The organism is Pseudomonas tritici (genome assembly GCF_014268275.3).
GTDB classification, from domain to species: domain Bacteria; phylum Pseudomonadota; class Gammaproteobacteria; order Pseudomonadales; family Pseudomonadaceae; genus Aquipseudomonas; species Aquipseudomonas tritici.
In genome coordinates, this window is sequence record NZ_CP077084.1 from 1968127 (window position 1) to 1985040 (window position 16914).

Annotated in this window: 14 protein-coding genes; 6 read left to right on the forward strand and 8 right to left on the reverse strand. The window is 60.4% G+C overall.

The genetic code is table 11. The annotated features are described in order from the left end of the window. The first annotated feature begins 69 nt into the window (after window positions 1-69). Window positions 70-591, forward strand: a complete 522-nt coding sequence (locus HU722_RS08780; RefSeq protein WP_065874837.1) for a DUF6586 family protein — start codon at window positions 70-72, stop codon at window positions 589-591. A gap of 176 nt (window positions 592-767) precedes the next feature. Next, window positions 768-1001, forward strand: a complete 234-nt coding sequence (locus tag HU722_RS08785) for a hypothetical protein (protein ID WP_010212068.1) — start codon at window positions 768-770, stop codon at window positions 999-1001. Window positions 1002-1190: 189 nt separating this feature from the next. On the opposite strand, the gene sulA is transcribed toward HU722_RS08785, so the two are convergent. Next, complete coding sequence (sulA, locus tag HU722_RS08790; protein WP_065874838.1) at window positions 1191-1664, reverse strand: SOS-induced cell division inhibitor SulA; 474 nt, start codon at window positions 1662-1664, stop codon at window positions 1191-1193. A 10-nt stretch (window positions 1665-1674) separates the two neighbouring features. After that, a complete protein-coding gene (gene lexA, locus HU722_RS08795) occupies window positions 1675-2283 on the reverse strand; it encodes a transcriptional repressor LexA (RefSeq protein ID WP_003172575.1) in 609 nt (202 codons plus the stop codon). Between the two features lie 263 nt (window positions 2284-2546). Here lexA and HU722_RS08800 point away from each other — a divergent pair, with 263 nt between their 5' ends. Together HU722_RS08800 and nagZ are read left to right on the forward strand one after the other, a co-directional pair. Next, window positions 2547-3254, forward strand: coding sequence for a TetR/AcrR family transcriptional regulator (locus HU722_RS08800; RefSeq protein ID WP_065874839.1), 708 nt, complete (start codon window positions 2547-2549; stop codon window positions 3252-3254). Window positions 3255-3398: 144 nt separating this feature from the next. Beyond that, window positions 3399-4409: a beta-N-acetylhexosaminidase gene (gene nagZ / locus HU722_RS08805; RefSeq protein WP_065882183.1), complete on the forward strand. Its 1011-nt coding sequence runs from the start codon at window positions 3399-3401 to the stop codon at window positions 4407-4409. A gap of 93 nt (window positions 4410-4502) precedes the next feature. Here nagZ and HU722_RS08810 read toward each other — a convergent pair whose 3' ends face one another. The 3 genes from HU722_RS08810 to mfd are packed head-to-tail and all read right to left on the reverse strand — an operon-like array spanning window position 4503 to window position 11230. Continuing rightward, window positions 4503-7193 carry a DEAD/DEAH box helicase gene (locus HU722_RS08810; RefSeq protein WP_065910447.1) on the reverse strand — a complete coding sequence of 897 codons (2691 nt, stop codon included), beginning with the start codon at window positions 7191-7193 and terminating at the stop codon, window positions 4503-4505. 9 nt (window positions 7194-7202) lie between these two features. Then, window positions 7203-7769, reverse strand: coding sequence for a CsiV family protein (locus HU722_RS08815; RefSeq protein WP_065874842.1), 567 nt, complete (start codon window positions 7767-7769; stop codon window positions 7203-7205). Window positions 7770-7780: 11 nt separating this feature from the next. Beyond that, window positions 7781-11230 carry a transcription-repair coupling factor gene (gene mfd / locus HU722_RS08820; RefSeq protein ID WP_065874843.1) on the reverse strand — a complete coding sequence of 1150 codons (3450 nt, stop codon included), beginning with the start codon at window positions 11228-11230 and terminating at the stop codon, window positions 7781-7783. Window positions 11231-11570: 340 nt separating this feature from the next. Here mfd and HU722_RS08825 point away from each other — a divergent pair, with 340 nt between their 5' ends. Then, window positions 11571-13034, forward strand: a complete 1464-nt coding sequence (locus HU722_RS08825) for a glyceraldehyde-3-phosphate dehydrogenase (protein ID WP_065874844.1) — start codon at window positions 11571-11573, stop codon at window positions 13032-13034. Between the two features lie 221 nt (window positions 13035-13255). Here the strand turns inward: HU722_RS08825 and HU722_RS08830 are convergent, their stop codons facing one another. Continuing rightward, the gene (locus HU722_RS08830; protein ID WP_065874845.1) at window positions 13256-13789 is read right to left on the reverse strand and encodes a chalcone isomerase family protein; all 534 of its coding nucleotides are present in this window, start codon (window positions 13787-13789) and stop codon (window positions 13256-13258) included. Window positions 13790-14055: 266 nt separating this feature from the next. Here HU722_RS08830 and sthA point away from each other — a divergent pair, with 266 nt between their 5' ends. Then, entirely contained in the window at window positions 14056-15450 is a 1395-nt protein-coding gene (sthA, locus tag HU722_RS08835; RefSeq protein WP_049709420.1) for a Si-specific NAD(P)(+) transhydrogenase, read from the forward strand. Window positions 15451-15492: 42 nt separating this feature from the next. Here the strand turns inward: sthA and HU722_RS08840 are convergent, their stop codons facing one another. After that, window positions 15493-16215 (reverse strand): glycerophosphodiester phosphodiesterase, encoded by a 723-nt coding sequence (locus HU722_RS08840; RefSeq protein ID WP_065882185.1) that lies wholly within the window; start codon window positions 16213-16215, stop codon window positions 15493-15495. Between the two features lie 44 nt (window positions 16216-16259). After that, window positions 16260-16838: a PilZ domain-containing protein gene (locus tag HU722_RS08845; protein WP_065882186.1), complete on the reverse strand. Its 579-nt coding sequence runs from the start codon at window positions 16836-16838 to the stop codon at window positions 16260-16262. Window positions 16839-16914: the final 76 nt, after the last annotated feature.

Sequence of the window (16914 nt, forward strand, 5' to 3'; positions counted from 1 at the left end):
GCAGTGCGCTCGGCTGATCCGTAACACTGTTAAGCCAGCATCACGCTTATTCGTTGTGGAGACTGCCGCATGGCCAACGAACTCTATACCCGTACCAATCAGAAAATTTACTTTGCGGGTTTGTCCCTGGAAGCCCTTGGCCGCGCCGAGGAAGGGAAGGAGATGAATGCCATTGCGCTCGTTCAGGCGGGGCGTGAAGCCGCGTTGTTCCACCTTTACGGTGCCTTGTTGGGGCTGTGCCATGAAATCGCCGGGTTTTACCGTCTGCCCCAGGCCGGTTCGCCGCGCGCAGAAATGATCATTAACCGCGACGTGCTCGACACAATGGCGATCCCTGAACTGGCTGAGCTGGTGGAAATGGCGCAAAGCCCCGACAGCTGGATCGCGCGTTTGCTCAAGGCGCATGCCGACATGTTCCAGCCGCCGCGTGTTCCCCACGTGCCCAAGGGTGACGTGACCCAGCCGCTGATCGTGGCAGTGGCGGTTGAAGACGACGAACCCAAGCCGTTGAGCCGGGAAGAGTTGGAAGGCTGGCGCCAGGAGCTGAAAAAACTGGCGCTGCGCTATCGCGAAGGCCTGAACGAGTGCTGAGAGGACGTTGCTGAAGTATGCCGATCAAAATATGGGAGCGTTGAACCGCCGTTCCCACATTCGAATCGAGTCAGCTGCGCACCGTTCATCAAGCCGTAAAGAAACCTGTCCAGATCGTCAGCGGGGTTGGGTGGATGACTGATATAATTCCCGTCTTTCGTGGAGAACAGACTTTTATGCCGACGTCCTTTCTGGAAATTGTTGAGTTGCCTGACGGCCGAATCGAGCTGCGCCGGGCTGAGGACGAAGGTTCTCTGGTTATTCTGGATTTTTCCGAGGACGCCAAGGTGTTCCTGCAGGGCCAGCATGTGGAAGTGGCTAAAGCCATGTTGAGCGTGGGTGTACAGATGGCAGGTCGCTTGGCTGAAGGTGAACCGGAGAAAGAAGATGGGCCGCGGGTGCTTCACTGAGTTGTAGTGATCGGGCTTGTGGAATCGTCGCACCGCCCGCGCCGGGCTGCGAAGCGGCCCTAACTAGATTGATGCGGTACATCAGGCAAACCACGATGCCTGGTTTTGGGACTGCTTCGCAGCCCAGCCCAGCGCGAGCAGGCTCGCTCGCCACAGTAAGCCCGATCTCCACAGGCCAGGCCTGTGGTTTTATCCCAGTCGAATATTCAAGCTCTGCGCATCGCCAACGCGTGCCGCACTGATCAACTGTTGCTTGGCGGTAGCGTTCAACGGATTCAACCAGCTCACCACCGTATGGCTACGGCCCAGGCGCAAGGCTTCGCAGGTCAACTGCTGGGCACTTTGCGCACCGCGCGGTTGCAGTAACAGGATGCGCTCGCGGTTGAGGCCGGCGTCCCGCAACCAGGCCTGGGTCAGGCTGGCCGGCGGAGCGATCAGCGTCAGCCAGCGGGCATCCTGCTCTTCGCTCAATTCGCGCAGGATCGGCGCCAGCAGGCTCAGGCAACTCCCCGCCGCACCGCGCAACGACAATTCACTGAACGCCTCAGGCTCTGCGCTCCAAGGCGCCTCGACCGTTTCCTTGAGGATGGGCGCAAGGGGTTGGGCCATGAAGGCCTCGAACAGCGACAGTTGTGTGTGTTGTGGGGTGTGAATGAGCTGCATGATGCCTCCTTTAGCGGCGAATGACGCCGACGCTCAAGCCTTCAATCACCAAGTCCTGATCTTTCAGGTTCACTTCAATCGGGGCGAACTCAGGGTTCTCGGCCAGGAGCCAGACCTTGCTGCCTTCGCGCTTGAAGCGTTTGACGGTGACTTCATCGCCGATACGGGCGACGACGATCTGGCCATTACGGGCTTCGCGGGTGGTGTGAACGGCCAGCAGATCGCCGTCGAAGATGCCCACGTCCTTCATGCTCATGCCATGGACCCGCAACAGGTAATCGGCGCGAGGATGGAAGAAGGTCGGGTTGATGTTGCAGGATTCCTCGACGTGCTGCTGCGCCAGGATTGGCGCGCCGGCGGCGACGCGACCGATGATCGGCAGGGTCGATTCGTCGGCCTTGGCTTCGAAGCCAGGGATACGAATACCGCGCGAGGCACCGGGGGTCATCTCGATCGCGCCTTTGCGAGCGAGGGCCTTAAGGTGTTCTTCGGCGGCGTTGGGGGACTTGAACCCCAGTTCCAGCGCAATTTCCGCTCGTGTCGGCGGGTAGCCGTTGTCATCGAGGCAGCGCTTGATAAAAGCCAGAATCTCAGCTTGGCGTGGCGTCAGTTTTAGCATGTTGATCGCTCTGTCTTTTTATACAGTGACTGGGATTATATACAGTGGACTGCGCTTGGCAATCATCCTTTTCTATCACTCCGCTGGACGGTCATCGGACATGCTTCCTACAAAGCAGAGATAGCGCTGCCTACAGACCGATAGGGATGTGATTAAATAGCGATGAAAGACATGACTGCCCGGCCGGAAAGCGAACCCGCAGGCTTGACAAGACACAATCTGAAACGTATGTTTCAAACAAGTGTTTGTCAGGCGGAGTAGCCATGGCCCAGTCGGAAACCGTTGAACGCATTCTCGATGCTGCCGAGCAATTGTTCGCGGAAAAAGGATTTGCTGAAACTTCATTGCGGCTGATTACCAGCAAGGCTGGGGTCAACCTCGCTGCAGTGAATTACCATTTCGGCTCGAAAAAGGCCCTGATCCAGGCGGTGTTCTCACGCTTCCTGGGGCCGTTCTGCGCCAGCCTCGACCGTGAGCTGGAGCGCCGCCAGGCCAAGGCTGATCACAAGCCTACCCTCGAAGACCTGCTGGAAATCCTGGTTGAACAAGCCCTGGTGGTTCAACCGCGCAGCGGCAACGACCTGTCGATCTTCATGCGGCTGCTGGGCCTGGCGTTCAGCCAGAGCCAGGGTCACTTGCGGCGTTATCTGGAAGACATGTACGGCAAGGTATTTCGTCGCTATATGTTGCTGGTCAACGAGGCCGCCCCGCGCATTCCGCCCATCGAACTGTTCTGGCGCGTGCACTTCATGCTCGGTGCCGCAGCGTTCAGCATGTCCGGGATCAAGGCATTGCGGGCTATTGCCGAGACCGATTTCGGCGTCAACACCTCCATCGAACAGGTCATGCGCCTGATGGTGCCATTTCTCGCTGCCGGCATGCGTGCCGAAACCGGCGTGACCGACCCGACCATGGCCGCCGCCCAATTGCGTCCGCGCAGTAAAACCACGCCGGCTGTCGCCAAGGTTTGACCGCCCCGGGTGTGCGAGGCCGCTTGCATCCGCTAAGCTAGCCGCCATGCCGATTTCAGCTATTTATTCGCAACCCGTTGTGCTCAACGCGCCATTCGCGCCGCGTGAGGGCAACGGGTTGCGCGCGTTATTTAAGGAAGGTTTATGACTGCTGCCCTGCAAGGTTCTTTGATGGTCGACGTTGCCGGTACCTGGCTGACGGCCGAGGACCGCCACCTGCTGCGCCAGCCTGAAGTGGGCGGCCTGATCATTTTCGCGCGCAATATCGAGCATCCGCGCCAGGTGCGTGAGTTGAGCGAGGCAATTCGTGCCGTGCGCCCGGATCTGCTGCTGGCAGTCGATCAGGAAGGCGGTCGTGTACAGCGCCTGCGCCAGGGTTTTGTGCGCCTGCCGGCCATGCGTGCGTTGGCGGATAACCCGAATGCCGAGTACCTGGCCGAGCAGTGCGGCTGGGTCATGGCGACTGAAGTACTGGCCGTGGGCCTGGACCTGAGCTTCGCCCCGGTGCTCGACCTGGACTACCAACGCAGCGCCGTCGTCGGCACCCGTTCCTTCGAAGGCGACCCCGAGCGCGCCGCCGTGCTGGCCGGTGCCTTTATCCGTGGCATGAACAGCGCCGGCATGGCTGCCACAGGCAAACACTTCCCGGGCCACGGTTGGGCTGAGGCCGATTCACACGTGGCGATTCCCAATGACGAACGTAGCTTGGAAGAGATTCGCGCGAATGACCTAGTGCCGTTCGCGCGCCTGAGCACGCAGTTGGCGGCGGTGATGCCGGCGCATGTTATTTACCCGCAGGTTGACGCTCAGCCAGCTGGCTTTTCGCGTCGATGGTTGCAGGATATTCTGCGCGGTGAATTGCAGTTCGATGGGGTGATTTTCAGCGATGACCTGTCGATGGCCGGTGCACATGTGGTCGGTGACGCGGCCAGCCGGATTGAAGCCGCGTTGACGGCTGGTTGTGATATGGGGCTGGTGTGCAATGATCGGGCGGCGGCTGAGTTGGCACTGACCGCTGCTCAGCGGATGAAGGTCACCCCATCGGCGCGCATTGCGCGGATGCGGGGGCAGGCGATTGCTTCGACGGATTACAAGCAGGATCCGCGGTGGTTGGCGGCGCTTACCGCGTTGCGGGATGCTCAGTTGGTCGGCTGAAAACCGCGTCGCGGCTATCGCAGGCAAGCCAGCTCCCACATGGGAATGCGTTCCAAGGTGGGAGCTGGCTTGCCTGCGATAGCGGTCTAACCGTCAACGCTTCTCTTGCTTATGCGGCAACGGCGCAAACAACGCTTCAATATCCTCATTGCCCAACTGCCAATCCCCGGTCGTGCGCCCATCCAGCACACCCGCCGCCAAGTCTGACTTTTCCTTCTGCAGGTGCTGGATTTTTTCCTCCACCGTACCCCGCGCAATCATCTTGTAGACGAACACCGGCTTCTCCTGCCCGATCCGGTACGCCCGGTCAGTCGCCTGATTCTCCGTAGCCGGGTTCCACCAAGGGTCGTAGTGGATCACCGTGTCGGCTTCGGTCAGATTCAGGCCTACACCGCCGGCCTTCAGGCTGATCAGAAAAATCTGCAGCTTGCCACTCTGGAAGTCCTTTACCGGCGTACGCCGATCGCGGGTCTGGCCGGTCAATAGCGCGTAGGCCACGCCACGCTTTTTAAGCTCCACTTCGATCAGGCTCAGCATCGAGGTGAACTGGGAGAACAGCAAAATTCGCCGCCCTTCGGCAAACAGTTCTTCGAGCATGTCCATCAAGCTATCGAGCTTGCCCGAGCTGCTGCCCCGTGCGGGCAGGGCGGCGTCGTTGACCAAGCGCAAATCGCAGCACACCTGACGTAACTTCAGCAGCGCTTCAAGAATGATGATCTGGCTGCGCGCCACGCCCTTGCGGGTAATCTCGTCGCGCACCTTCTTGTCCATGGCCAGGCGCATGGTTTCGTACACATCGCGCTGCGCCTCGTTGAGGTCGACCCAGTGGATGATCTCGGTCTTGGGTGGCAACTCCGTGGCCACCTGTTCCTTGGTGCGGCGCAGCAGGAAGGGTTTGATCCGACCGTTGAGGTGCTGCAATCGCACTTCGCTGGCGCGCTTTTCGATGGGCACGCGGTAATCGCGGTTGAAACTTTTTACATCGCCCAGCCAGCCCGGCAACAGGAAGTGGAACAGCGACCACAGTTCACCCAGGTGGTTTTCCAGCGGTGTACCACTCAGGCACAAGCGCTGCCGCGCATTCAGCTCACGCGCCGCCTGGGCGGCTTTGCTATTAGGGTTCTTGATGTACTGCGCTTCATCGAGGATCAGCACATGCAAGGGCAAGGCCGCGAGCTGGTCGATGTCCTTGGGCAGCAGGGCGTAGGTGGTCAGCAGCAGGTCATAGTCCTGCAGGTTGGCGAAGTGTTTCTTGCGCGTTGCGCCATACAACGCCAGCACCTTGAGCTGAGGCGTGAAGTGCGCCGCTTCATCAAGCCAGTTGGGAATCAGGCTGGTGGGCATCACCACCATGCACGGCCGGTCCAGGCGCCCGGCGGCTTTCTCGGTGAGAATATGCGCCAGCGTCTGCAGGGTTTTGCCCAGGCCCATGTCATCCGCAAGTATGCCGCCGACATCGAGCTGACGCAGCGACTGCATCCAGCTCAAGCCTTCCAATTGATAAGGCCGCAAGGTCGCGTTCAACCCTTCGGGCGCCACGCAGGTGAAATCCTTGATGTCCCGCAGGCGTTGGGCGAAGTTGCGGATCTTTTCGCCACCTTCCCATTGCAGCGGCAGGTCTTCCAGCGGGTTCAGGCGAATCGCATCGGCCTTGGCCAGGCGCAGCGTGGTGCTGCCGGCTTCCTGCAGGTAGAACTCGCCGAGGGTGGCCAGCACGGGTTTAAGCCGGCCGTAAGGCAGGGCCACTTGCAGCGGACCATGGCCATTGGGCAAGCCGGGAATGTTCACCAGGATCAGCTCATCATCGCGGCGTCGCGCGAGTTTTTCCGGATTCAGGATCTCGGTGTGTGAGCGCATCAGGTTCAGCAGGATCGGCAGCAGGCTCAGCCGTTCGCCATTGACGATAATCCCCAGCTCCAGGTCGAACCAGTCACGTTCCGGCCCTTCATCGACGGTGGCGTACCAATCATCGACGGCGCTCAGGTCGAAACCGAAATCTTCTTCGATCTGCAGCTCCCAACCCTCGGCCCGCAAGGTCGGCGAGGCATTGAGGGTGAAGTTCAGCCAGGCGCTGTCATTGACCAGTTCGAATAGGTCACCGGCGCTTTCCGGCAGGGCTTTGCTCTGACGCGTGGCGATCTTGAAACCGAGCAAGCGAAGTTGCTCGCGATAGGGTTGCTCAAGTTCTGGGTGTCGCTTGATGCGCAGGCTCTGGGTGTCCTGGCGCACGATGATGTCGGCGTTTTTTTGCCCGCTGACATAGTTACCCAAGTAGTTGAACGACAACGCCGCGCGGTGCTGGATGTAGCGCTGCATCTTGCCGTTGCGCGGTTCAAATGCACTGAACTCGACACTGGCCAGCCACAAGCGCGGCACGGGCAGCACGTCCTCCATCACCACCTGCGGCAACGCCACGCGGTTATCCAGTACGGATTGGAGCTTTTCCAGCAACTCGGCATCCTGGGCCGCAGCCGGGTAGGCCAGGGTTTCCTGAACCTTGAGCAGCACCGCCGCGATGTGTTTGCAGTTGGTGTGCACCGGGCAGGTACAGCGGCTGTCCACCAGGATCAGCGTGCCTTTGGCCGATTCGCGCAGCGAGATGGTCTGCCGATAAACGTTGCCGCCCGAGCCTTCGCAACTGGCGACGATGGTGCTGTCGCCGGACTCGACGATGCGCACCCGGTTCTCCAGGGCATAACGTCGCCCGCGCTCCAGGCTCTGCTCTTTGAAGCGATTGGCCCACGAAGGGGCCAGGGGTTTAGTCAGCGACGACGTCAGGGGCATGGCGCTGGATCAGTCCTGGATGTCAGGCGGTGGTGCGCTAGGTGGTTTGGCGGTCAGCGAGGTGATCTTGATCAGCAGCGCCAGATGGCCGCCATCCAGGTAGTTGAGTTGGTTGTTCTTGGTGCGCACGTCGGTCTGGCTCAAGTGTTCGCTGGCGATCACGCTGCCGTTGCTGTCGAACTGGTTGATCCAGAAGTTCGCATCGATATCGGTAAACCGGCCCAGTTGCAGGCTCAATACGCCTTCGATAGGAAACTGACCGAACTGCTCCTGGCCGTCGGAAATGGCGACTTTGACCGGCTGCTCGCCCAGGTTCTGTTCCCACGCCTTGTGTAACAGCACCGTGTAGGTGGAGTCAGCGCGCAGCTTATCGACAATGTTGGACAGCCGCGGCGGGCTCAGTTTATCGCCCAGGCGCGCTGCGCCGGCATCCCAGTTTTCCGGCGCGGCGCGGCTGTTGAGCACCGGCTCCGCGTTCTGGCGCACCAGGATCATTTCCACCTGGTACGGGCTGTCGGCGAATGCCGCAGGTGCCACTACCACCAACAACAAGCTCAAAATGCGGAACAAGCGCATTGGGGCGTCCTTCAAGCAGATTTCGGGATGAGGCGCTCGAACAACGCCTCCAGTGTATTAAAGCGTTCTTCAGCGCGTTCCATCGGCACCATGAACTTGAACAGCGTAGCCCCTTCGAACTTGTAGCGGTTGGGCTGGCCCTGAATCAACTTGATCAGCACCAACGGGTCAACCGGCGTCTGCGCTTCAAATTCGATGCGCCCGCCTTGCGGCCCGGCGTCGACTTTCTTGATGCCCAACTGCTCGGCCTGCAATTTGAGCAAGGTCAGGCGCACCAGGTTCTTGGTCGGTTCCGGCAGCAGGCCGAAGCGGTCGATCATCTCCACCTGCAGGTCCTTGAGGCCTTCTTCGTCGGTGGCCGAGGCGATGCGTTTGTACAGGATCAACCGCGCATGCACGTCCGGCAGATAGTCTTCGGGAATCAACGCCGGCAAGCGCAGGTTGATTTCCGGACCGCCGCCCAGCGGTTGATCGAGGTTCGGTTGCTCGCCCTTGCGGATGGCTTTCACCGCGCGCTCAAGCATCTCCATATACAGGGTGAAGCCCACCGCCTGGATCTGCCCGCTCTGGCCGTCGCCCAGCAGTTCGCCGGCGCCACGGATTTCCAGGTCGTTGGTGGCCAGTACAAAACCGGCGCCCAGGTCCTGAGTGTTGGCGATGGCTTCCAGGCGCTTTTCCGCGTCGGAAGTGATCTGCTGGCGCGGCGGCGTGAGCAAATAGGCATACGCCTGGTGGTGACTGCGACCCACCCGGCCGCGCAGTTGGTGCAACTGCGCCAGGCCGAATTTGTCGGCGCGCTCGATGATGATGGTGTTAGCGCTCGGCACGTCGATACCGGTCTCGATGATGGTCGAGGCGATCAGCACGTTGAAGCGCTTGTGGTAGAAGTCGCTCATCACCTGTTCGAGTTCGCGTTCGCGCATCTGCCCGTGGCCGATGGCGATGCGCGCTTCCGGTACCAATTCGGCGAGGTCGGCAGCGCATTTCTCGATGGTCTTCACATCGTTGTGCAAGTAGTAAACCTGCCCGCCGCGCAGCAATTCCCGTAGCAGTGCTTCCTTGACCGTGCTTTTGTTCTGCTCCATCACAAAGGTGCGTACCGACAAGCGCCGCGCCGGTGGCGTGGCGATGATCGACAGGTCGCGCATGCCCGACACCGCCATGTTCAGCGTGCGCGGAATCGGCGTGGCGGTGAGGGTGAGGATGTCGACTTCGCTGCGCAGGGCCTTGAGTTGTTCCTTCTGACGTACCCCAAAACGGTGTTCTTCGTCGATGATCACCAGGCCGAGGTTCTTGATCTTCACATCGTCCGACAACAGCTTGTGGGTGCCGATCACGATGTCGATCTTGCCTTCCGCCAGGTCAGCGATGGCGGCATTCACTTCCTTGGCCGACTTGAAGCGGCTCATCACTTCCACGGTCACCGGCCAGTCGGCAAAGCGGTCGCGGAAGCTGTTGTAGTGCTGCTGGGCGAGCAGGGTGGTCGGTACCAGGATCGCCACCTGGCGGCCGCCGTGCACGGCGATGAAGGCGGCGCGCATCGCCACTTCGGTCTTGCCGAAGCCCACGTCGCCACACACCAGGCGGTCCATCGGCTTGGGCGCGAGCATGTCGGCGCGCACGGCTTCGATGGTGGTTTGCTGGTCCGGGGTTTCTTCGAAAGCAAAGCCGGCGCTGAAGGTGGCGTAGTCGGCTTTCGGGTCGGCGAACGCGTAACCTTCGCGCGCAGCACGGCGGGCATAGATGTCGAGCAGTTCGGCGGCGACGTCGCGCACTTGCTCGGCGGCCTTGCGCTTGGCTTTCTGCCAGGTCTCGGAACCCAGGCGATGCAACGGCGCCAGGGCGTCGTCGCTGCCGGTGTAACGGGCGATCAAATGCAGGCTGGCCACCGGCACGTAGAGCTTGGCGCCCTCGGCGTATTCCATGGTGAGGAATTCGGCAGCCTGGTTGTCGATTTCCAGGGTTTGCAGGCCGAGGTAGCGGCCGACGCCGTGGTCGATATGCACCACCGGCGCGCCTTCGCGCAACTCGGTGAGGTTTTTGATCACCGCGTCGTTGTTGGCGTCGGCGCGTTTTTCGCGGCGTCGACGTTGCATCACGCGCTGGCCGAACAGCGGGCTCTCGGCGATCAGCGCCAGGGCCGGGTCGTCCAGCAACAGGCCTTCGTCCAGCGGTGCGATGGTGATCGCCAGGCGTTCTTTGCTTTTTAAAAAGTCCGGCCAGCTGTCGACGGTTTTCGGTCGCAGCTTCAGGCGTTCCAACAGCTCCAGCAGGACTTCCCGACGCCCGGCGGACTCTGCGGTAAACAGCACGCGGCCTGGGAAGTCGCCCAGGAAGTTGGACAGCGCTTCCAGCGGTTGTGTGGCTTTGGCCTGGATCGCCAGATCCGGCAGCGTCCCCGCCGGGAAGCGCTCGCGGCCGCTGCCGGCGTCCACATCCTGTTGGCTGGCGACCACGCGGGGCCAGTTTTTAAGACGGGCAAAGCAGTCTTCCACCGGCAGGAACAGCTCGGCGGGCGGCAATAAAGGCCGGGACGGATCAACGCGGCGCTCTTCATAGCGGTTACGCACGTCGTTCCAGAAGTTTTCCGCTGCTTGCTCGATACCCGGCAGCGAGAACACTTGGGTGTCCTGTGGCAGGTAGTCGAACAAGGTAGACGTTTCGTCGAAGAACAGCGGCAGGTAGTACTCGATACCCGCGGGTGTAATCCCGCTGCTCAAGTCCTGAAAGATCGGGCAACGACGGAAGTCGACGTCGAAGCGCTCGCGGAAGCGCGCCTTGAAGCGCGTGACCGCATCTTTCTGTAATGGAAATTCCCGCGCCGGCAGCAGCTTGATCGACTCGACTTTGTCGATGGAACGCTGGTTTTCCGGATCGAAGGTGCGCAGGGTCTCGATTTCGTCATCGAACAGGTCGATGCGATAGGGCAGTTTGCTGCCCATCGGGAACAGGTCGATCAGCGCACCGCGCACCGCAAACTCACCGTGCTCGTACACCGTGTCGACGCAGCGGTAGCCGCTGGCCTCCAGGCGCGTGCGCATCTGTTCCACATCGAGCTTCTGGCCGATATCCAGGACCAGGCTGCTGCCCAGCAGGAACTTGGTCGGTGCCAGGCGATGCAGTGCCGTGGTGATCGGCACCACCAGCACACCGTGGGCCAGTTCCGGCAAGCGGTACAGGCTGGCGATGCGCTGCGAGATGATGTCCTGATGCGGCGAGAACAGGTCGTAGGGCAGGGTTTCCCAATCGGGAAAATGCAGCACCGGCAAATCGGGGGCGAAGAAGCTCAGCTCCTGCTCCAACCGTTCGGCACTTTGGCTGTCGGCGGTGAGCAGCAGGGTAAAGCGCTTGGCTGCGCTGGCAGCTTCGGCGATGGCCAGGCTCAGGGCGGCACCGGGCAGGTTGCCCCAGTGCTGTTTACCTGCCGCGGCAGGGAGAAGCGGTAGACGCAGAACGGGCACGGAAGGTTGAGCTCCAAGCGTTGCGACAAAGTCGGTAATTGTAACGGCCAGAGGTGCCGCCTGTCAGTTTCTGACTGAGCCTATTACGGTTTGTAGGAAATGTAGTGGCTAAGACAAACAATGGCGTGTTTTGACTCAATATGTAGTGCCGAAATGCGCGATTGTTTTGGAGTGTTACGGACAAGTCGGCGTTGTTGCCCATCGGTCGGCCTTCTGGAACCCGCGTATTTACTGGGCTCCAGCGGGGTGGCTTTTTTGCGCAAGGCTTTTTTGTTGTAGGACGCGCATTGCTCCGAGGACAGTCGGGCGGCATAATGTAGCCCCTTTTTTCAGCCCCTACATGTGGAAGGTTACCGTGACTCAGAAGCCCGACCAGTGTCTTGGTGAATGGATCGACCGTGAAGCACTCGCAGAAGCGATGATCCCGCTAATCGGTCAGCTGTACCGCAATAACAATGTGGTGAGCTCGATCTATGGCCGCAGCCTGATCAACCAGTCTGTCATCGCGATTCTCAAAGCCCACCGCTTTGCGCGTCACCGTTCCGCCGACGACAGCGAACTCTCCGTCCACGAAACATTCCCACTGCTCAAGGCCATGAGCGAGCTCAAGCTCGGCGCGGCTTCGGTAGACCTGGGCAAGCTGGCCTATAAATTCCGCAAAGAAGGCGCTGGCCGTACCGCCGAGCAGTTCGTGCGTGAAGAAATGGCCGATGTGGTTGGCCAGCAGAACGCCGCCGCCCGCAAAGGCACCGACGTTGTGCTGTACGGCTTCGGTCGTATCGGCCGCCTGCTGGCGCGCATCCTGATCGAAAAAACCGGTGGTGGCGACGGCCTGCGCCTGCGTGCCATCGTGGTGCGCAAAGGCGCCGAGAACGACCTGACCAAACGCGCCAGCCTGCTGCGCCGCGACTCGGTACACGGTTCGTTCAACGGCACCATCACCATCGACGAAGAAAACAACACGATCACCGCCAACGGTAACCTGATCCAGGTGATCTACGCGAAAAACCCGTCCGAGGTGGATTACACCCAGTACGGCATCAAGGACGCCCTGCTGGTGGACAACACCGGCGTATGGCGTGACGCCGAAGGCCTGGGCCAGCACCTGGCCTGCCCAGGTATCGACCGCGTTGTCCTGACTGCGCCTGGCAAGGGCAAGCTGAAGAACATCGTTCACGGCATCAACCACGCTGAAATCACGGCTGACGACAAGATCGTGTCCGCCGCTTCCTGCACCACCAACGCCATCGTGCCGGTGCTGAAGGCGGTGAATGACAAGTTCGGTATCGTCAATGGCCACGTTGAGACGGTTCACTCGTACACCAACGACCAGAACCTGATCGACAACTTCCACAAGGGCGATCGCCGTGGGCGTAGCGCCGCGTTGAACATGGTGATCACCGAGACCGGTGCTGCCACTGCTGCTGCCAAGGCCCTGCCTGAGCTGGCCGGCAAGCTGACCGGTAACGCGATCCGCGTGCCGACGCCTAACGTGTCGATGGCGATTCTCAACCTGAACCTTGAGAAGGCCGCTACCCGTGAAGAGATGAACGAGTACCTGCGCTACATGGCGCTGCACTCCGATCTGCATAAGCAAATCGACTACGTCAACTCGCAGGAAGTGGTCTCCACTGACTTCGTTGGCTCGCGCCACGCCGGTGTGGTGGATGCTGAGGCGACCATTACCCAGGACAACCGCGTTGTACTGTACGTCTGGTACGACAACGAGTTCGGTTACAGCTGCCAGGTGGTTCGCGTGATGGAAGACATGGCTGGGGTCAACCCGCCTGCGTTTCCGCGCTAAGCATTAGCGGTCAGTGAAAGAGCCCCGACTGGTTCGGGGCTTTTTTGTGGCTGGGTTTTGTGTTGTCTGCAAGGGTCTCATCGCAGCATAGGTATCTACATCTCGTGAGCGAGCCCAGTACGTAGCAGCTGTCGAGCCCCGGCGAGGCTGCGTCAGCGGTGTGTCAGACAGGCCGCCAACGCAGCCTCGCCGGGGCTCGACAGCTGCTACGCACTCCTCCCTCAATTCAGCAATTTGCTGCGCAACTCCTCGGACAACCCCTCGGGCGCCAACCAGATCCCGAGGTAGGCCCTCGCCAGCGCGTCATCGCGACTGTTGAACACCACTTGCCCATTGATCTCGAGGTTCAAGCCACGCCCTGGTCGATAATCCAGGGCATATCGATCACCGGCTTGAATGTTACGAAAGCGGGCATGCAGTTTTTCCAGCTCGGGCTTCAAGCTCGCGCTGGCTTGCTGGCGTTCCAGGGTCGTATTGGCCGCCTTGATCACATCATTACGGTCGATGTCGCGAAAGTAATACAGGGTCAGGCGCAGCGCCTTTTTCTGCTCCCAGGCCTGTTTGGCGCTCACGTCCGAAGGGGTATACAGCGCGGCCGCGTACACGTCCGCCCAGAGGTAGGTGAGCACAGCCTGGTTTTTCAGGGTCAGTTCCTGTGACTGTGTCGGGAAGTTGGCCTGCTTTAGCCGATCCGCCTCATTGGCGTGTGCTGTGATCGACAGCATCAGTAATAAACAGAAAACTATATGCCGCATAATGGCCCGTCCCGAAAAGATGCGTGGCTACAGGGTAATTCATTTTCCGGCAGCGGCAGCGGCAGGGTTCAGGGATAATCTGCGCTGTGTAGTAAAGGCATTACTGGCCTACGACGCGACCAAGGGTTAATGTGCGCGGCGTTACGCCTTATATAGACTGTGCCCCGGTTCACACACTTGAGCCAAATTGTCCTTCATGACCGCTGGCCGCGGCATGATTTAGCCCGGCGTCCAACCGTACGCCTGGCCTGTTCTGAGGAGTACGCATGGCTGTCTACAACTACGACGTGGTGGTACTGGGTTCCGGCCCAGCTGGAGAAGGTGCGGCGATGAACGCCGCGAAGGCAGGGCGCAAGGTGGCGATGGTCGATAGCCGTCGCCAGGTCGGCGGTAACTGCACCCACCTGGGCACCATCCCGTCCAAGGCCTTGCGTCACTCGGTGCGCCAGATCATGCAGTTCAACACCAACCCGATGTTCCGGGCCATTGGTGAGCCGCGTTGGTTCTCGTTTCCGGACGTGCTGAAAAGCGCCGAGAAAGTCATCTCCAAGCAGGTTGCTTCGCGTACGGGCTACTACGCCCGTAACCGTGTCGACCTGTTCTTCGGCACCGGCAGCTTCGCCGACGAGCAAACCGTCGAAGTGGTCTGCCCCAACGGCGTGGTCGAGAAACTGGTGGCCAAGCACATCATCATCGCCACCGGTTCACGCCCGTATCGTCCGGCGGATATCGATTTCCACCACCCGCGTATCTACGATAGCGACACCATCCTGAGCCTGGGTCACACCCCGCGCAAACTGATCATCTACGGCGCCGGCGTGATCGGCTGTGAATACGCCTCGATCTTCAGCGGCCTGGGTGTGCTGGTGGAACTGGTCGACAACCGCGACCAGTTGCTGAGCTTCCTCGACTCGGAAATTTCCCAGGCGTTGAGCTACCACTTCAGCAACAACAACATCACCGTGCGCCATAACGAAGAGTATGAGCGGGTCGAAGGCCTGGATAACGGTGTGATCCTGCACCTCAAATCCGGCAAAAAGATCAAGGCTGACGCTTTGCTGTGGTGCAACGGCCGTACCGGCAACACCGACAAGCTCGGCATGGAAAACATCGGGGTCAAGGTTAACAGCCGTGGCCAGATCGAAGTGGACGAGAACTACCGCACCTGCGTGACCAATATCTACGGCGCCGGTGACGTGATCGGCTGGCCGAGCCTGGCCAGTGCGGCGCATGACCAGGGCCGTTCGGCGGCGGGCAGCATCGTCGACAATGGCAGCTGGCGCTACGTGAATGACGTGCCGACCGGGATCTACACGATTCCCGAGATCAGCTCGATCGGCAAGAACGAGCACGAACTGACCAAGGCCAAGGTGCCTTATGAAGTGGGCAAGGCGTTCTTCAAGAGCATGGCGCGTGCGCAGATCGCCGGTGAGCCGCAAGGCATGCTGAAGATCCTGTTCCACCGTGAAACCCTGGAAGTGCTCGGCGTGCATTGCTTCGGCTACCAGGCGTCGGAGATCGTGCACATCGGCCAGGCGATCATGAACCAGCCGGGTGAACTCAATACCCTCAAGTATTTCGTCAACACCACGTTCAACTACCCGACCATGGCCGAAGCCTATCGGGTAGCTGCTTACGACGGGCTCAACCGGCTTTTTTGAGCGGCTCCGGCCGGTGGCCTGAGCCGGCCGGGGAGACCGATTTCAGTAATTCCCGAGGGTGGCAGTGGCCAAACCGGGAAAGTCTGTAATCAGGCTATCTACGCCGAAGTCGGCGAGCCTGCGCATTAGCGCAGGTTCGTTGACTGTCCACACGGACACGTGCAAACCCTGGCGCTGGGCTTTTTCCAGACGCTCAGGGGTGCACAACGTCCAGTTCAACGCCAGATACTCACAGCCGTAGTTTTGCGCGACCTTCAGCGGGTCGAGCCACGCGTACTCGGCCACCAGGCCGCGTGACAGGTCGGGGGTGAGGTCAACCGCTGCTTTCAACACTTCCCGTGAACTTGAAGTGACGGTGACTTTGTCCATCAGGCCAAAGCGCACGGCCATCTCGCGGATCGCCAGTACCGTGGTGGTGGCGCGGGTGCGTGAGGCGCTTTTGACTTCCAGTTGCCAGTGATCGAAGTCGCACTTTTCGAACAGCTCCTCCAGGCGCGGGATCGGGCACGGCTGAATCCAGCCCGGGCCGCCTTTGCGCGCATCCATCTTCACCAGGTCCGCCGCCGAATACTCGACGACCTTGCCACGCCGGTCGGCGGTGCGTTTGAGGGTCGGGTCGTGGATGACCATCAACTCGCCGTCCATGGACAGGTGCAAGTCCAGTTCGCAACGGCGTACGCCGTGCTTGAGGCACTCCTGAAAGCTGGTCAGGGTGTTTTCCGGTGCTTCGCCTTTGGCACCGCGATGGCCGTAGATCAGGGTCACAGTTGCTCCTTCGCGCCAGGATGACTGGCGTAGTGAATACAAATTCAGATGTCGTCGCTTTGTTCCCGCGCCAGGCGCCGTTCCTGGGCCTGTTTCTGCAGGATGTAGCGCGCCAGCAGTTGGCGTTGGGCATCGGTCATGGATTCGAATTCCGTGCCGACGTCAAAGCCATCGCCTTTGGGATCGCAATGGGTGACCCGCGCGCGCAGCAGCAAGCCGAGCGCCTGGGGCATCAGCACCAGTTTGACCGCGAGGTGTGCGTCAGTCGCCAGGGGAGTGGGGTGTTGGAAGTCGATACCGCCTTCGGAAATGATCACCGGTTGCGGTGCGCCGACCTCATCCAGCAGGCCGCGCGCCATGATCTGGCTGAGCAGGTCCACGCGTTTGTTCTGCACGCGGAGGAAGGCGGCGAGGGTGCGATCCTTCTCGCTGAGCTGACGCAACAGGTGCTGGGCTTCGAATTCACTCAGGTGCAACTCGCTGAGCAGGTTGAACAGCGGCGAATCATCCAGCAACACTTCCTTGCTCGCCGCTTCGGGGGCAGACAGGCTTTTGATTTGGAGTGCGATCATGTCGTCGATACGGTAGTATTCGCGGCGCTCTTCTTCATCTAATGTCGACATGGCGAACCCCAGGTAACGGTAATGGTCTGAGTGTAAAGCTGCTTACCAGACCCCGCCACCGGGACGTCTTCTTTTC